The organism is Bacillus sp. TH30 (genome assembly GCF_016650875.1).
Taxonomy (GTDB): domain Bacteria; phylum Bacillota; class Bacilli; order Bacillales; family Bacillaceae_G; genus Bacillus_A; species Bacillus_A mycoides.
This window is the reverse complement of the sequence record NZ_JAEKEY010000002.1, coordinates 302,178-318,824: the sequence shown is the minus strand read 5'-3', so window position 1 is coordinate 318,824 and position 16,647 is coordinate 302,178. Positions and strand designations below refer to the sequence as shown.

Annotated in this window: 16 protein-coding genes and 2 pseudogenes; 14 read left to right on the top strand and 4 right to left on the bottom strand. The window is 33.5% G+C overall.

What is annotated here, in order from left to right; genetic code table 11:
* Window positions 1–85 precede the first annotated feature (85 nt).
* Window positions 86–271: a hypothetical protein gene (locus JFU20_RS03865; protein WP_201039211.1), complete on the bottom strand. Its 186-nt coding sequence runs from the start codon at window positions 269–271 to the stop codon at window positions 86–88.
* 587 nt (window positions 272–858) lie between these two features.
* Here JFU20_RS03865 and JFU20_RS03860 point away from each other — a divergent pair.
* From JFU20_RS03860 to JFU20_RS03840, 5 genes and pseudogenes are all read left to right on the top strand, one after another.
* Window positions 859–1,854: a glycoside hydrolase family 25 protein gene (locus JFU20_RS03860; RefSeq protein ID WP_002136170.1), complete on the top strand. Its 996-nt coding sequence runs from the start codon at window positions 859–861 to the stop codon at window positions 1,852–1,854.
* A 144-nt stretch (window positions 1,855–1,998) separates the two neighbouring features.
* Window positions 1,999–2,850 carry a peptidylprolyl isomerase PrsA gene (locus JFU20_RS03855; RefSeq protein ID WP_201038356.1) on the top strand — a complete coding sequence of 284 codons (852 nt, stop codon included), beginning with the start codon at window positions 1,999–2,001 and terminating at the stop codon, window positions 2,848–2,850.
* Between the two features lie 531 nt (window positions 2,851–3,381).
* Window positions 3,382–3,603 carry a hypothetical protein gene (locus tag JFU20_RS03850; protein WP_002012623.1) on the top strand — a complete coding sequence of 74 codons (222 nt, stop codon included), beginning with the start codon at window positions 3,382–3,384 and terminating at the stop codon, window positions 3,601–3,603.
* A gap of 565 nt (window positions 3,604–4,168) precedes the next feature.
* A pseudogene (locus JFU20_RS03845) lies at window positions 4,169–4,441 on the top strand (zinc ribbon domain-containing protein); the annotation flags it as partial.
* 93 nt (window positions 4,442–4,534) lie between these two features.
* Window positions 4,535–4,870 (top strand): YolD-like family protein, encoded by a 336-nt coding sequence (locus JFU20_RS03840; protein WP_002085766.1) that lies wholly within the window; start codon window positions 4,535–4,537, stop codon window positions 4,868–4,870.
* 285 nt (window positions 4,871–5,155) lie between these two features.
* Here JFU20_RS03840 and gerPF read toward each other — a convergent pair whose 3' ends face one another.
* Entirely contained in the window at window positions 5,156–5,371 is a 216-nt protein-coding gene (gerPF, locus tag JFU20_RS03835; RefSeq protein ID WP_001141569.1) for a spore germination protein GerPF, read from the bottom strand.
* Between the two features lie 212 nt (window positions 5,372–5,583).
* Here gerPF and JFU20_RS03830 point away from each other — a divergent pair, with 212 nt between their 5' ends.
* The 4 genes from JFU20_RS03830 to JFU20_RS03815 all read left to right on the top strand — a co-directional run bounded on the left by JFU20_RS03830 (window position 5,584) and on the right by JFU20_RS03815 (window position 8,289).
* A complete protein-coding gene (locus JFU20_RS03830; RefSeq protein WP_002031841.1) occupies window positions 5,584–5,922 on the top strand; it encodes a hypothetical protein in 339 nt (112 codons plus the stop codon).
* A gap of 325 nt (window positions 5,923–6,247) precedes the next feature.
* A complete protein-coding gene (locus JFU20_RS03825) occupies window positions 6,248–6,958 on the top strand; it encodes an SDR family oxidoreductase (protein WP_201038355.1) in 711 nt (236 codons plus the stop codon).
* 158 nt (window positions 6,959–7,116) lie between these two features.
* Complete coding sequence (locus tag JFU20_RS03820; RefSeq protein ID WP_002035373.1) at window positions 7,117–7,776, top strand: DUF6944 family repetitive protein; 660 nt, start codon at window positions 7,117–7,119, stop codon at window positions 7,774–7,776.
* Window positions 7,777–8,076: 300 nt separating this feature from the next.
* On the top strand, window positions 8,077–8,289 hold the full coding sequence (locus JFU20_RS03815; RefSeq protein WP_002085763.1) for a YqaE/Pmp3 family membrane protein: 213 nt from the start codon (window positions 8,077–8,079) through the stop codon (window positions 8,287–8,289).
* Between the two features lie 67 nt (window positions 8,290–8,356).
* Here JFU20_RS03815 and JFU20_RS03810 read toward each other — a convergent pair whose 3' ends face one another.
* The gene (locus tag JFU20_RS03810; protein WP_002085762.1) at window positions 8,357–8,566 is read right to left on the bottom strand and encodes a KTSC domain-containing protein; all 210 of its coding nucleotides are present in this window, start codon (window positions 8,564–8,566) and stop codon (window positions 8,357–8,359) included.
* 466 nt (window positions 8,567–9,032) lie between these two features.
* Between JFU20_RS03810 and JFU20_RS03805 the strand changes: the two genes are divergently transcribed.
* Window positions 9,033–11,540, top strand: coding sequence for a transglycosylase domain-containing protein (locus tag JFU20_RS03805; protein ID WP_002012731.1), 2,508 nt, complete (start codon window positions 9,033–9,035; stop codon window positions 11,538–11,540).
* Between the two features lie 81 nt (window positions 11,541–11,621).
* Here the strand turns inward: JFU20_RS03805 and JFU20_RS03800 are convergent, their stop codons facing one another.
* On the bottom strand, window positions 11,622–11,900 hold the full coding sequence (locus JFU20_RS03800) for a hypothetical protein (RefSeq protein ID WP_201038354.1): 279 nt from the start codon (window positions 11,898–11,900) through the stop codon (window positions 11,622–11,624).
* A 235-nt stretch (window positions 11,901–12,135) separates the two neighbouring features.
* On the opposite strand from JFU20_RS03800, the gene JFU20_RS03795 reads away from it, so the two are divergent.
* The 4 genes and pseudogenes from JFU20_RS03795 to prpD all read left to right on the top strand — a co-directional run bounded on the left by JFU20_RS03795 (window position 12,136) and on the right by prpD (window position 16,640).
* On the top strand, window positions 12,136–13,281 hold the full coding sequence (locus tag JFU20_RS03795) for an MFS transporter (protein WP_002012732.1): 1,146 nt from the start codon (window positions 12,136–12,138) through the stop codon (window positions 13,279–13,281).
* 15 nt (window positions 13,282–13,296) lie between these two features.
* Window positions 13,297–13,544: pseudogene (locus JFU20_RS03790) on the top strand (HesB/YadR/YfhF family protein).
* Between the two features lie 439 nt (window positions 13,545–13,983).
* On the top strand, window positions 13,984–15,105 hold the full coding sequence (mmgD, locus tag JFU20_RS03785; protein ID WP_201038353.1) for a citrate synthase: 1,122 nt from the start codon (window positions 13,984–13,986) through the stop codon (window positions 15,103–15,105).
* A gap of 98 nt (window positions 15,106–15,203) precedes the next feature.
* Window positions 15,204–16,640: a 2-methylcitrate dehydratase gene (prpD, locus tag JFU20_RS03780; protein ID WP_002085755.1), complete on the top strand. Its 1,437-nt coding sequence runs from the start codon at window positions 15,204–15,206 to the stop codon at window positions 16,638–16,640.
* The last annotated feature ends 7 nt before the right edge of the window (window positions 16,641–16,647 follow it).

Here is a 16,647-nt window from a genome sequence, read left to right as displayed (position 1 = left end):
AAGAGCCGTTTCTTTTGAAAGATGCGGCTCTTTTTATTATTTTGTTATCGTACTGTTCGAAATGATAAATCATAAAATTATACGATTAACAATTTGATAATGATCGGACTTCAGTTATATATTTCTTGAAGTCTGGATATTGAGATATAGTTTGGCAGGTAGGGGTGAGTAGTTGATTAATTAAAGATACATTTGTAATTACTTCGTTACAAGGACCATAGAATGTAACTTTTAGCTTTGAATTCGGGGGAACTTTGAATACGATAGGGATTTTTTCATTAAATAAACTCCTTACATAACAGAGGTTATATGTTTATTTCCTTTTAATTAGGAAGACATATTAATATAATATGTAATTTTTATTGTAGTTGATTATTACATATACTGTATGAGTTGATGTAATTTCTATTACGTATCAAAATAGTGTTGTGAAAAAATATATATCATGTTTATAAAAAGCTTAAAAACAGACTAATATGAGGAAATAAGCGTTAATTAACTTGTCTTTATATAATAAATTGTAAAAAGGCAGCTTTTTTTAGCTGCCTTTTTTAGCTGCCTTTTTACAGGGAGATTGAAAAATCTTGGAGGTCATTCATGAGTATAAGCAAAAATTGCTTATATGTAGTATGTACATTATTTATAGTTTTATCCCAATACTTAGTATGAAATAAACGCAAGTTTATCGTTTACAAATGAAAAAAAGAAGGACTTATTTATTATGGATAAAAAGAAATTATTTAGTTTTAAAAAATGATGAAAATATATTTATTTGTCTTATAGAAGCTTGCTATTAGGCGTATGGGTTTAGCAATAAAACAAGCTTTGAATAAGATAATAAAAAGGAGTTGATTAGTAATGGGTTATATTGTAGATATTTCGAAATGGAATGGAAATATTAATTGGGATATTGCAGCGTCTCAGCTAGATTTAGTTATTGCTAGAGTTCAAGATGGTTCGAATACGGTCGATTTTATGTATCAAGGTTATGTGAAAGAAATGAAGAAACGTAGTATCCCATTTGGGAATTATGCATTTTGCCGTTTTATATCTATTTCAGATGCAAAAAAAGAAGCGCAAGATTTTTGGAATCGTGGCGATAAAAACGCTAAATTTTGGGTGGCAGATGTAGAAGTTCAAACAATGGTAGATATGCAAGGCGGGACTCAAGCATTTATTGATGAATTACGCCGATTAGGTGCAAAAAAAATTGGTTTATATGTAGGACATCATACGTATGTATCATTTGGAGCTCGCAATATTGATGCTGATTTTATTTGGATTCCTCGTTATGGAGGGAATAAACCAGCATATCCTTGTGATATTTGGCAATATACTGATTCAGGAAATGTTCCTGGTATTGGAAAATGTGATTTGAATCAATTAATTGGGAATAAAAATCTTTCTTGGTTTATAGGTTCAAATCAAACAAATCAATCTAGTATTGGAGACAGTAAGCAACCAAATGGAATTGGTATTGCAGTTTCAAAATATGATGATGGATACGGAATTAATTTATATGAAAATCCTGCGAATCCGCAATTTATAGGAAGACTTACGAAAAAAATCCCATATTTAATCTATAAAGGTTATTGGGGAGGTGGCGAAAAAGATATGATTTGTTTAGGTGGTGAACAACAGTGGGCTAAGTTAGAACATTTTAATGTACAATGGTTTTATGCATATTCAAAGTACACACCTGGATATGAAATTAGAACGTACGATGGGCCAAACGGGAATGATACAGGTGCGGTCGATGGGAAGGTCCCTTATCGTATTTGGAATCGTCAAGATGGATATATAGATATAGGTGGGAACAAATGGATCAAAGAAGAACATGTGCAGATTAAATGATGTGAAAAAGTCGGCTTTATGCCGGCTTTTTTATTTAATAAAGCTTGTCTCTGGTATGAAGAGAAATACTTGTAGAAAACACATTGATTTCACAATAGCGCTGTATAGTTCCTAATATACATTTATCAAAGTGAGGTATTTGAATTGAAAAAGAAAAAGCTATTTATGGGAACTATTATTGCATGTGTGGCGTTAACATTGTCTGCGTGTGGTTCCTCAGAAAATGTTGCAACATCAAAAGTAGGAAACTTGACAGAGAAAGAGTTAAGTAAAGAATTAAGGCAAACATATGGAAAAAGTACTTTATCTCAAATGATGTTAAATAAGGCATTGCTAGATAAATATAAAGTTTCAGATGAAGAAGCTAAAAAACAAGTAGAAGCAGCGAAGGAACAAATGGGTGACAAGTTTAAAGTTGCTTTAGAGCAAGTAGGATTAAAGAATGAAGATGAATTAAAAGAGAGAATGAAGCCAGAAATTGCACTTGAGAAAGCGATTAGAGCGACTGTCACAGATAAAGATGTGAAAGATAACCATAAACCTGAAATGAAGGTAAGTCACATTTTAGTGAAAGATGAAAAAACTGCGAAAGAAGTAAAAGAGAAAATAAATAATGGTGAAGATTTTACTGCTTTAGCGAAACAGTATTCGGAAGATACTGGTTCAAAGGAACAGGGCGGAGAAATAGCTGGTTTTGCTCCTGGTCAAACTGTGAAAGAGTTTGAGGAAGCTGCGTATAAATTAGATGCAGGACAAGTAAGTGAGCCAATAAAAACATCTTATGGTTATCATATAATAAAAGTGACGGATAAAAAAGAATTGAAACCATTTGATGAAGTAAAAGATACGATTCGAAAAGATTTAGAACAACAAAGACTGCAAGATGCGACAGGTAAATGGAAACAACAAGTAATCAATAATCTATTGAAAGAAGCAGATATTAAAGTAACAGATAAAGAATTTAAAGATACATTTAAATTCTTAGATGAGAAATAAGGTTTAGAAGAAAAACAGAGATTTAGCATAATGCTATATTTCTGTTTTTTTGTTTTCAATAGAAAAGGGAACTCATATAGAGTTCCCTTTTCGCGTTAGTGTGTGAGTTATAAATAGATAGTAAGACAATACAATATTACATTTAAATATTAAGAATTACAATAGGAAAATTTGGATGTAGATAAAGGAATAAGCAATTAAATTCGCAAAATGTTAAAATGATAATGTTTTAGTTAATTAATTTTGTTAAATATAAACTAAATATATTTTCGTGGAGAGTGAATTGAGGACATAATTTAAAGAATGGTACATATCATATTTATTGGAGTATAAATTAGCTTTATAGGAAGTGACATGTTGAACATTTAGTACAAAAGGATGTTCTTAATGATGATAAGAATTATTTATCCCGCTATTTGTGGGAGTCTTACTGCTCGTAAAACCCCCACTGATTATTAGCCTTCACTTTATTAAAATAGGATGAATATTTTTATATTTACTAGATTATTAAATTAATTTGGGGGAGAATATATGAAAGTTATTTTTAAGAGAGAAGGCGGAGGGAAAATTTTTGAATCATCTAATGAAAATATAAGCGTTCTATTAGCTGTATTAAAAGAAACAAAAGGGATAAAGATTGGGATGGTTGAGTATGAAGTATTAGAATATAAACTGGAATATTATCGGAATCCGAAAAAAACAGAAACAGAGAGAGAATTACATATTATAATGCAACCCAAGCATATTCAATAAAGAAAGTGAAAAATTAATGAGTGTGAATCTTACTGCCTGCAAATAGCAGGATAAATGGTAGTAATTGTCGATATGTATGAAACTTATGAGGAATGAATTGTTTTACATCATAAGTTTCTAAAGCTTTGTGAGTTCGTTCATAATAAAAGTGTATGCTTTTGTTGAAGGATGGTTAATGAGATGTAGCTGAAATTTGTATTACAGAAAGAACGTTAGTTAGGATAGAAAAGTAAAATTAGAAATATAATTAGTTCAATAAAAGCGACTTCACATTAGGTGGAGTCGCTTTTATTGTTGCTACACGTATTCTATGATGCGATAGGAAGTGCAAAGAAATTTGATTAATAAAAGGGAGTAATAAATGAGTATGAATAAACTTCATATATTAAAGTTGCATTTTGTTTGAAAAATTTACATATTGCACTTCCGAAAGAACATTCGTTCGTGTATAATTAGAACGAATGTTCTTTCGGAGTGGATATTTCTACAAATTCATAAATAGTTTTGAATTGGAAAGCTACGCTACATATAAATAAGAGATGGATAAAGTGTATTTAGAAGTGAAATTAGTGAGGTATCATGGTCACAGTTTCGAACCATGTTGGAATATAAAGCAAAATGATACGGCAAACAAGTCATTGTCGTATCGAAAACATTTGCTTCAAGCCAATTATGTTCTTGTTGTAGATATCAAAACAAAGACGTTAAAAATCTAAACCTACGTAAATGGGACTGCCCTTCTTGTAGTACACATCATGATAGGGATATTAACGCAAGTATCAATCTAAAGAATGAAGCGATAAGGCTTCTAACCGCAAGGACTGCGGAGATAGCCTAAGAACTCTTTACTTAGGAATCCCCCACTTCTAAACGAAGTGAAAGTGGGGTAGTTCAAGAATGGATAGATATAGAAAATTGAGGAGTAAAGAAAATGAATTATGTAAAGATACAGGAAAAAGGAAGAGAGTGGGTTCCGTTTACAGTAATGTCGGAACAATTATTAAGTATGAAAAAAATTATTGGAGAGAAATTAAAAGTCCAAAGACCGCTAATAACAAATGAAGCGAAAGACAGCATTTCAGACAAATTATTAACTTCATTATTGTCTGAAGAAGAGATGTTAGTGACATATTTTGAAGAAGGATACATACTTACGAGTTATATGACAGTGGTTCATATAAATCCAATTCAACAAATTGTAAAATGTACAGATGCATTTTATAAAACATATATATTTTCTGCAATGGACATAATTGATGTAACCTAAAAGAAGCTGAATTTTGAAGTTTAACTTCTTTAATTTATCTAGCTATTTACGGACAGGCAGATTCACACCTCAAAATTCGGCTGTGAGTCAGGCTACCTGTTAAAACCTAATTTTTTGAAGAGGTGAAGAACTAAATGAAAAAGCAGCTAGCTGCAAGCTAGCTGCTTAGCCCCAGGGAAAGGGAGAAAAAGATTGGCACTCAAAAAATCAATGATAGCTGTGTATCAGCCTGAGTATAGTATAGACAAATTTTAAAATGTTATACAAAAATGATTACAGATCTGGTTAGGCCGTACCAACTTGGTTTTGATCTGCTAGATCAGAATCAAATGTATTAGTCGCGCTAACCCCACTAAAAGTGTTCACTACGAAACCAACGTTAGATGCGCCAGAGCCGTTATAAGCTTTCGTATTCTCTTTTGGAGAAACATTGTAGAAATCACCTAAGTTGAAAGATCCGTTACTATTTTGTACAACTAAATTCCCAACAACTGAGGGCATAATTTTCACCTACTTTATAAGTAATTGTTTGCATTACTATATGAAGGTATAGTCTAATTGGTTCATTTGACAAATATTCCGGAATAGAAAAATGTTTGAAGCTTTGTTTAATCAATCGAGCAAAAAGTATGTTAAAATTAATGAAGAGCTGAATTTTAAAAAGAATAAATTTGAATAATTAATATATATGGAATTAAAGGAGGCAAAATGTAATGGATAATGTTATAAAAACAGTGGATTTAACAGATGCAGAATCAAGTAAACTTATTGCTTATATTTATAGTAATGATGTCACATTGATCGAAAAAGCATTTTGTCCTAATGAAATAAAATTAAAGTTTAATGAAATAGCAATTTTATCGGCAATTAAAACCGCATATATTACGAAAGTATCTATAAGGAAAGAACTTGAAGCAATTTTTCACGATACAGGCGTTTTATTAGTAAAGCAAAATGTTGAAAGGAATAGTATTCAATCTATAACAATGCATTTTGAGCAATTTAAAAAGTTGCAAAATGAGATTGAGAATTTAAATAAAAGTATGTTATAAGACTAGGTGGAAATTTATTGATAGAGGTGGGCTCTGTTAAGTTGAAAAAGTGGATTGAAAAGTATTTGGATAAATCGAACCGTAAACATAAATATACTTTCATTAAGGTGTAACCTATATTTATCGATGTGAGAAATGTAGGAAATAGAAGATACAATTTAAAAATAATAATGATACAAACAAAAAGAGTAACTATGATAGTTACTCTTTTTGTTTGTAATATGTAATATCAAAAATACTTCTAAAGTATGAAATGAATTGATACTTAAGTGAGAAGTTGAATAAGAATAAAAAGAGTAATATTAATGGAAAGGAGGAGATGAAGTTGGAGCGAAACGACATTGGGAAACTTGTAATTATTACTGGAGTAACGCAAGGGTTAGGACGTGCAATGGTTGATAGGTTTCATGAATTGGGGTGGAACATAGCAGGGTGTGGACGCTCAAAAAATAAAATTGAAGAGCTTAATAAATATTACGGTGCTTCACATGATTTTCAAATAATTGATGTTTCAAATCATCACCAAGTTAGTAAATGGGCAAGTCGTATTCTTAATAAGTATAGGGCTCCCGATATGTTAATAAATAATGCATCGATTGTTAATCAAAATGCACCTCTATGGAAAGTTACCGCACAAGAATTTGAAAGTGTAATGAGTGTAAATGTGAACGGGGTAGTAAATGTCATTAGGGCGTTCGTCCCGGCGATGATAGCTAGGAAAGAAGGAATTATTATTAACATGAGCTCTAGTTGGGGAAGAGAAGGCGAGGCTGAACTTGCGCCATATTGTGCCTCGAAGTTTGCTGTTGAAGGTATCACGCATTCAATGGCAATGGAACTACCAAATGGTATGGCAGTAGTTGCTTTAGATCCAGGTGGCAGTATTAGCACTCCAATGCTTCACTTATGTGCACCTCAATATGTAAAAGAATCTCCTACACCTGAAATGTGGTCACATAAAGCAATTCATTATATATTAAATATATCAATAGATAAAAACGGTGAGTCATTGACATGTCCGGCATACATTCATTGAGAAACTCCTTGTCAAAAAGAGCGCCTGAAAGGTGCTCTTTTGTATTATTAGTACATTATGTGATGCACAAAATTACATATGAAAAATAGAATAATGAATTAAAGGTGATATTTGTTTGTTTTGAATGTACTAGAAAATTTAAATATAGGTGATGGGAAATGAACCTACGCGATTTAGAATTGACAGGTGCCTGGTTTCAAGTAGGAGGAAATCTTATAGCAGCAATTGGAACAACTAGAGGGTTTGCAGGGGAAGAAAAGATTGAGTCGGATCTCGTTATTGTAGGGAGTTCATTACAAGCTCTCGGATATATATTACAAATTATAGCAACTAATGATGCGAAAGATGAAGATAAATGTGAGAAGCAAGAGGTAACTATAGATAATAAAAATAAAGCGCTAGCGAAAACGGGGATTGAGTTATTAGCTTTAGGTAATATTTCAAATGTAATAGGAACGTATTTTAATCTCAATGAACAAATGAAAGAAAATGATTTCCTTATAATTACTGGAAATAGTTTGCAATCAATTGGCGCTTTTTTAGGAGTAGAAGTAGCATTGAATGAGATAAATGGAATACAGTGGATTATCGTATTAGGGAATTCAATGCAAAGTTTAGGTGCGGGATTACAAGCATATGAAGGTATTAAAAATATACCAAAAGAAGAAAAGGGAAAAGAAGACAGTAATATAGATAAAGAAGATCAACGTATAATAGGGCTAATAGGTATTTGGATACAGGCAATAGGTACTGTAATTTCAGCAATTGGATTAACCGAAATAGTAGAGGAACAACGATTGGAATCTAAGAAAAGGTGATGAAATACTCATTTCAATGAAGTTTGGAGTATTTCAATTTTAGAAGTAGGACAAGATGGATGTGTTAATTGTTTTTGTAGGCTTTTTCATATAGGCGTAGAATATACATATAAATGAACAGGTGAAAATAACTTGTTAACGTTAGTGAGAGGCTTCTCATTTAGTTATACTATTATATGTGATTTTTGTAATGATGAGTTCTTATATACGCTTTTAGAAATAACATGATTTCATAGGTTTGATAGTGTAGGAGATGGATGGGGAAGAATCGGAAAATAAACATTAAGGAGTTTTTCAGACATGATGTACTTATTAGCAATTTTACTTCCGCCGGTAGCTGTTTTATTTTGCGGAAAGCCGTTTCAAGCGATTATTAATTTCATTTTAACCTTAATTTTTTGGGTTCCAGGCGCGATACACGCAGTTCTTGTCGTACATGATAAAAAAGCCGACAGGCGACTTAAAAAACAAGTTCAAGCGTATGATGAAATTAATAAAAGAAATAGAAGGTAAATTGCGATTGACATACAAAAAAGAAAGGGGATTTGATTCGCCTTTCTTTTTTGTATGCCAATCAAGTTTAAATTTTAGTATAGCGGTAAGAATTTTTAATATAAGTATTATGATAATAACTTTTAGAGTGTGCGTTTAATAAACCGGTGTAAATGCTTTCTGGCACATTAAAGAAATCATACATACCATTCTTTAGTTGAATACGTAAAATCATAGAAAAAGGATTATAGCCAACAGCAACTAATTTTTTTGAAATAACGGGAGATAGCTTCATCATTACGCAACTCCTTATTTTTCATTTTAGATGGTTTCTTGTAGATAAGGGGATTGTCGTGTTGAAATCCTAATAATTAAAGAGGTATTATATTTATATATAATATATCAAATGTTCATTATACGTAATTATAAGGAAGTTCACACGAAGTACATATCGTTGTGCTATTTTTATTTCACCTTTGATTTATAAATAAGAAAATATTGACCATTTGAAAAAAAGGTATATTATTTATACGAGGTATTAAAAATTCACTTCTTACATTCTATGCTTTAAGGGGCAGTATTATTAGAAAAAATAGAAGTGAAAATAGTTTGTATAAGAAGTATTCTAAAATGTATAATCTGTGAATTGGGAAAATATTGAATGCTCCAGGTCAATATACTTTCTTGATTAAATGTATTTGGGAAAGTGACCTCAATATTTTCAAGTAAATCAACGGGAGAATTGAAAGGCAGGAGAAAGTAACATGTCAGAAAATTATCGTTCTCGAGAGGAGCGACGACAAGTTCAAAAGAAAAAACAGCCAGCTTCTAAAAAAACAAAACCAAAAGGTAAAACATCGTTTTTTCGTAAATTTTTAATCAGTTGTTTACTACTTGGTATTTTAGGTTTAGTGGCAGGGGTTGCTACCTTTTTCGTAATGATTAAGGATGCACCAAAACTTGAGAAAGCAAAACTTGTTAATCCGTTATCCTCAAAAATTTATGATAAAGACGGGAATTTGGTATATGAATATGGGAAAGAAAAGCGGACGAATGTTACGTATGATCAAATTCCAAAATTAGTAGAAAATGCATTTTTAGCGACAGAAGACGCACGTTTTTACGAACATAGCGGGGTAGACTTTAAAGGGACTGCTCGTGCAGTTTTAGTTAGTCTTAAGGGAGATTATGGCTCTCAAGGTGGAAGTACGATAACGCAGCAAGTTATTAAAAACTACTTCTTATCGATGGAAAAAACGTCAAAACGTAAAGTTCAGGAAATATATTTAGCCTATAAGCTAGAACAACAGTATTCAAAACATGAAATTTTAGAGATGTATTTAAATAAAATTAATTTAGGTAACCGTTCATATGGAATCGCAACAGCGGCACAAAACTACTATGGTAAAGAATTAAAAGATTTAACATTACCAGAAGTTGCGATGCTTGCCGGTTTACCAAAAGCACCGAATAACTATGACCCAACGAAAAAAGAAAATGTTCAAAGGGCAACAGAAAGAAGAAATACTGTACTAAACTTAATGAATCGACATGGTTATATTACAAAGGCAGAAATGGAAGAAGCATCGAAAGTACCAGTGGATAAAAATATTAAGAGTGCAGCTGAACTACAAGCGATGCCACATACTGCATTTATGGATGCAGTAGTGAAAGAAGTAGAAAAGGAAATACCAGATGTTAATATTGGATCTGATGGTTTAGAAATTTATACAACATTGGATCCAAAAGCACAGAAATTAGCTGATAATATTTTGAATACAAATATTATTAATTATCCAAATGATAAATTCCAAGGTGCTTTCACATTTATGGATACGAAAACTGGAGAAGTTCGCGCTATAGGTAGTGGGCGCGGTGAAAATAAAGCAGTATTTAAAGGGCATAATATGGCGATTGAATTAGATCGTGCAGCTGGTTCAACGATGAAACCAATTTTTGATTACGCTCCTGCAATTGAATATTTAAAATGGGCTACTTATCATCAAATTGATGACTCTCCATTTAAGTATTCAACTGGCCAAGAAGTTAGAAATGCAGATAGAAGTCATTTAGGGCCAATCTCAATGCGTGAAGCACTAACAAAGTCACGTAATATCCCAGCTATTAAAACAGCTAAAGAGGTAGGTATTAGTAAATCGAAAGAGTTCTCTGAGAAATTAGGTATTACATTTAATGTAGCACCGACAGAATCAACAGCGATCGGTACAAATGAAGCGTCACCAACTGAAATTGCAGGTGCTTATGCGGCATTTGGGAATGACGGTAAGTATACGAAGCCGCATTTTGTTAAGAAAGTAGTTTATCCAGACGGCAAGTCACAAAGTTTTGGACAAAAACCAAAATCAGTTATGGCGGATTCTACAGCATATATGATTACTGATATGCTTCGTTCTGTAGTTACATCAGGTACTGGTACATCGGCAAATGTGGCCTCTTTAGATGTAGCTGGTAAAACAGGTACAACTAACTATTCTTCAAAACAACTAGCACAATATGGAATTCCAGAAAGTGCAACTCGTGATAGTTGGTTTGCAGGATATACACCGCAATATACGATGGCAGTATGGACTGGATATATGAAAGATGGTAAAGACGAGTATATTAGTAGTAAAAATACGAAAATTGCACAGTTGATCTTTAAAGAAATGATGAGCGAGATGGCTACAGATAAATCACGCTTTAAAATGCCAAGTAGTGTTATTCAAGAAGGTAGTGAGTTACGTATAAAAGGTGAAAAACGTGATTCATCTCCAAATACGAGCGTACCGGATACAACGGAACAACCAAAACAAGATCAACAGCAAAAAACTGAAGAAGAGAAAAATCAAGAGGAATTAAAGAAACAGGAAGAACTTAAGAAACAAGAAGAGCAAAAGAAACAAGATGAACTTAAGAAACAAGAAGAGCTTAAGAAGCAAGAAGAGCAAAAGAAACAAGATGAATTAAATAAGCAAAATGAACAAAATAATGGTGGAGGCCAAGGAAATACAACACCACCGAACAATGGTGGAGGCCAAGGAAATACAACACCACCGAACAATGGTGGAGGCCAAGGAAATACAACACCACCGAACAATGGTGGAGGCCAAGGGAATACAACGCCACCGAACAACGGTGGGGATCAAGGAAATACTACCCCACCGACTAACGGTGGAGGAGGCCAAGGGAATACAACTCCAACGCCACCAGCAACAACGCCACCAACTACTGGCGAGAACACAGGAGAAGTCCCTGTCAATAATGGACAATAAGTAATGTATATAAAAGCACTAAAGGTACCGGGAAAAACGGTTTCTTTGGTGCTTTTTGTATTATAAAGAGTAATATTATTTTTAAATATTAAAAGTACCATAGAAATTTTGAAAGTAAATTGATGGGAAATGATAAAAAATTTGAGTTGGCGGTATTGGATAACTAGGTCCATAAAAAGTAGCACTACTCGGGTGTGTACCATGATGCCAAAATGAAGGGGTGACTTGGTCAGTCGATTGATATTGTTGCCAAGCGGCAGGAAGTTCGATACCAACATCAGAACTAGCTGTATGAACGGCAGGAACATGTATTGAGGGAGCTGCTGGGACAACGGCGGTTATTCTTGGTGATACCCACATGAAAACGATCACTCCTAAGTTTAATAATAAAATAGTATATTCTTCTAGAACATATAAAGGTACATATATAGGTTTTTTGCTTAAAACATAGGCATAAAGTCGTAAGACCAACTTAAATTGATGGTAGACCATTTATTATGAAAAGATACGTCTATTAGCGGAGGGCAAGGGAACATGAAAAATATACAATTGATGTGTTGATTGTAATATTTTACGTGTTTATGGAGGAATTTTAATGGAACGATTATGGACGAAATCATTTATACAAATGACTATCGCGATGTTATTTTTATTTACGGGGTTTTATTTACTTGTTCCAACGCTCCCGCTCTTTATTAAAGAGATTGGTGGAAATGAATCGCAAGTTGGACTGATGATGGGAATGTTTACAATAGCGGCAGTTGTAATACGACCGATTATTGGAGGTATGTTAGATCAATATGGTAGAAGATCTTTTATTATTTTCGGACTCATATTTTTTGGGATAACGATGTATTCGTATAATTTAGCATCGACTATTGTCCTTTTAGCTGTTTTACGCGTTATTCACGGAGTGACGTGGGCTGTTTCTACAACAGCAGTTGGAACAGCGATAACTGATATTATTCCAGATTCACGTCGTGGTGAAGGGATGGGCTGGTATGGTATGGCGATGACAATCGCGATGGCAATTGGCCCGATGATTGGATTATGGGTTGTACAAAATTATTCATTTCATGGTCTATTCTTGTTAGCAACTCTTTTATCCTTTATGGCAGTCGTATTATCGTTAATAACGAAAATGCCATTCACGCCACAAAAAGAAAAAGGGAAAATTCAGCTGTTTGAAAAATCCGTTTTATCAATAACGGTTGTTGTTTTCTTTTTATCATTTGCATATGGAGGAATAACAACATTTTTACCGTTATTCGCGTCATCAATTGATGTGAATCCTGGGACATTCTTTCTTGTATATGCAATTGCTTTAACAATTGTACGACCTATTTCAGGAAAACTATTAGATAAGTATGGAGAAGTTTTTATCATACTTCCGGCACTATGTATTACTATTTTAGCGATAGTTGTACTAACGATTTCAAATGGTTTGATAGGTGTAATGATTGCAGCGGCATTATATGGTGTTGGATTCGGTTCAGCACAGCCCGCTTTACAAGCAGCGATGCTGACAATTGTTGATCCTAGTAAAAGAGGAGTTGCTAACGCTTCATTCTTTACCGCTTTTGATTTAGGGATTGGATTAGGTGCGATTTTACTTGGAGTTGTTTCACAAATGTTTGGTTACCGTGTTTTATTCGCAGGTAGTGCAATTTCAGGATTAATAGCTTTAATTATATTTGTCATTTTTGTAAAACAACGATTAGGTAAAAAAGATTTTGCGTAAACAGGAAGAGCGAAGATGAAAATTTCAATTGAACATGATGCTCGACGATGCTTTAAGGAAGAATTGCGTATAAAACATGATGAATCTATTTGATGTATTGTAAGGTACGGAGGAAATAGCTCAATTCAGCCCGGATATTCTTTAGGGATTGTTTCTGAGAAACCAGTTCGGGAAATAGTGCCAGTTGAGAAAGACGGTAGTTTATTTTTATAGATTTTGATAATCTTTCGTACTTTCAAAACTATGAATTAGTTGTAAGCTAGCGTAAAGAAACGGAAGAAATTTAATTTAATTATGTAAAATAATAATTTTATTAAAAATAAATAAATTTTATATAAGAATTATATTTATGGGAATATAAAATAAATATTATAAAAAACCGAGCTGTGCATGAGTGCAGCTCGGTTTTTTATGTTTGTTGAAGAAAAAGGGATTAAAGGTATATTTAGTGGGATTATATGGATAATTGTTATATTTCGTTTTAAAAAATTGTAAAAGGATGTCTGTCCTTTCTTTATAAAAGATGAAAGTTATTTTTGAAAAATTGTATTATTACATCGGTAAAAGTATAGGAAACTTATCATTATAAAATAAATTGAAATCTTCTAAAAACTCTGATACATTGAAATAGAAATGTAGTTTCATATTATTGTAAAGGCTTACAGTTATGTGCACGAAGATCTATTAGGATTGGAGGAAATAATGATGAAAGCTGAAGAAAAATTTTCCCCGGGATTAGATGGTGTAGTAGCAGCGGAAACGAAAATTTCGTTTCTTGACACAGTAAAAGGTGAAATTGTAATTCAAGGGTATGATTTAATCGAACTCTCAAAAACAAAAGAGTATTTAGACATTGTGCACCTTTTATTAGAAGAACGTTTACCGAATGAGGATGAGAAAGCAACAATTGAAAAGAAATTAAAAGAAGAATATGCAGTGCCAGAAGGTGTATTCAATGTTCTAAAGGCATTGCCTAAGGAAACGCATCCTATGGATGGGCTACGTACAGGTGTGTCTGCATTAGCTGGTTACGATAGTGATATCGAAAACCGCTCGTTAGAAGTGAATAAAAGTCGAGGATACAAGCTTTTAAGTAAAGTGCCAAATATTGTAGCGAATAGCTACCATATTTTAAATAATGAGGAACCAATTGAGCCTCTTCAAGAATTGTCATATAGTGCGAATTTCTTCTATATGTTAACTGGAAAGAAACCAACTGAACTTGAAGAGAAGATCTTTGATCGTTCCCTTGTTTTATATAGTGAACATGAAATGCCAAACTCTACATTTACAGCACGCGTTATTGCATCAACGCAATCCGACTTATACGGCGCTTTAACAGGAGCAGTTGCATCCTTAAAAGGAAGTCTTCATGGCGGTGCGAATGAAGCGGTTATGTACATGCTTTTAGAAGCTGGTAATGTTGAGAAATTTGAAGAGTTATTACAGAAGAAACTATATAACAAAGAAAAAATTATGGGCTTTGGACACCGTGTTTATATGAAAAAGATGGATCCAAGAGCACTTATGATGAAGGAAGCATTAAAGCAGTTATGTGATGTGAAAAGCGATTATACACTATATGAAATGTGTGAAGCTGGAGAAAAAATTATGGAGAAGGAAAAAGGAATTTATCCGAATCTTGATTATTATGCTGCTCCAGTATATTGGATGCTTGGTATTCCAATTCAACTTTACACACCAATCTTCTTTAGTTCTAGAACAGTAGGGCTATGTGCACACGTAATTGAGCAACATGCGAACAATCGTTTGTTCCGTCCGCGTGTAAATTATATTGGCGAGCGACATGCATTTAGTAAATAAAAACAACTGGGGAGTTGTTAGCGCCGCCCGCCAGATGGGTGTTTGACCGACGCCCATCATTAATAATAACGAATTTTCGACAGAAAGGGAAGAATAGCATGATTAAAACAAATGAAATTAAACAAAAAGATGCATTATTAGAAGAAATTACGGACTATGTATTAAATAAAGAGGTTACAAGTGCAGAGGCATTCAGTACGGCTCGCTACGTATTACTTGATACACTTGGATGTGGAATTTTAGCACTACAATACCCAGAGTGTACGAAATTATTAGGACCAGTTGTACCAGGAACAATCGTGCCAAATGGTACACGTGTACCAGGAACATCTTATGTGCTAGATCCAGTAAAAGGCGCATTTAATATCGGATGTATGATCCGTTGGTTAGACTATAACGATACTTGGCTTGCAGCAGAGTGGGGACATCCATCTGATAACTTAGGCGGAATTTTAGCAGTTGCAGATTATATTAGCCGCGTTCGTATTTCAGAAGGAAAAGAACCATTAAAAGTACGTGAAGTACTAGAAATGATGATTAAAGCACATGAAATTCAAGGTGTACTTGCTTTAGAAAACAGCTTAAACCGTGTTGGTCTTGACCATGTATTATACGTAAAAGTAGCAACAACTGCAGTAGTTGCGAAAATGCTTGGCGGAACGCGTGAAGAAATCTTTAATGCATTATCACATGCGTGGATTGATAATTCTAGTCTTCGTACATATCGTCATGCTCCAAATACAGGTTCACGTAAATCATGGGCAGCAGGTGATGCGACGAGCCGCGGTGTTCATCTTGCAATGACTGCATTAAAAGGTGAAATGGGTTACCCAACGGCATTATCTGCACCAGGATGGGGATTCCAAGATGTGTTATTTAACAAGCAAGAATTAAAATTAGCAAGACCGCTAGAATCTTATGTAATGGAAAATGTATTATTCAAAGTGTCATTCCCAGCAGAATTCCATGCACAAACAGCTGCAGAATGTGCAGTGAAATTACATCCGGAACTTAAAGAAAGATTAGATGAAATTGATCGTATTACAATTACAACTCATGAGTCAGCAATTCGTATTATCGATAAAGAAGGTCCATTAAATAACCCAGCTGATCGCGATCATTGCTTACAATACATTACGGCAATAGGTTTATTAAAAGGAGATATCGTTGCGGATGATTATGAGGATGTAGTAGCGAATGATCCACGTGTAGATGAATTACGTAATAAGATGGTTGTTGTTGAAAACAAACAGTACAGTTTAGATTACCTTGACCCGAACAAGCGCTCAATCGCCAACGCTGTTCAAGTTCATTTTAAAGATGGTACTGTAACAGAAAATGTGGAATGTGAATACCCACTTGGCCACCGTTTCCGTAGAGACGAAGCAATTCCAAAAGTTGTTCGGAAATTCACTGCAAATATGGCGGGTCATTATTCTAGTAAGCAACAAGAAAAAATCCATGAAGCTTGTCTAAATGAAGAAAAACTAGAAAATATGAATGTAAACGAATTTGTAGATCTATTCTTAATTTAATAATAGG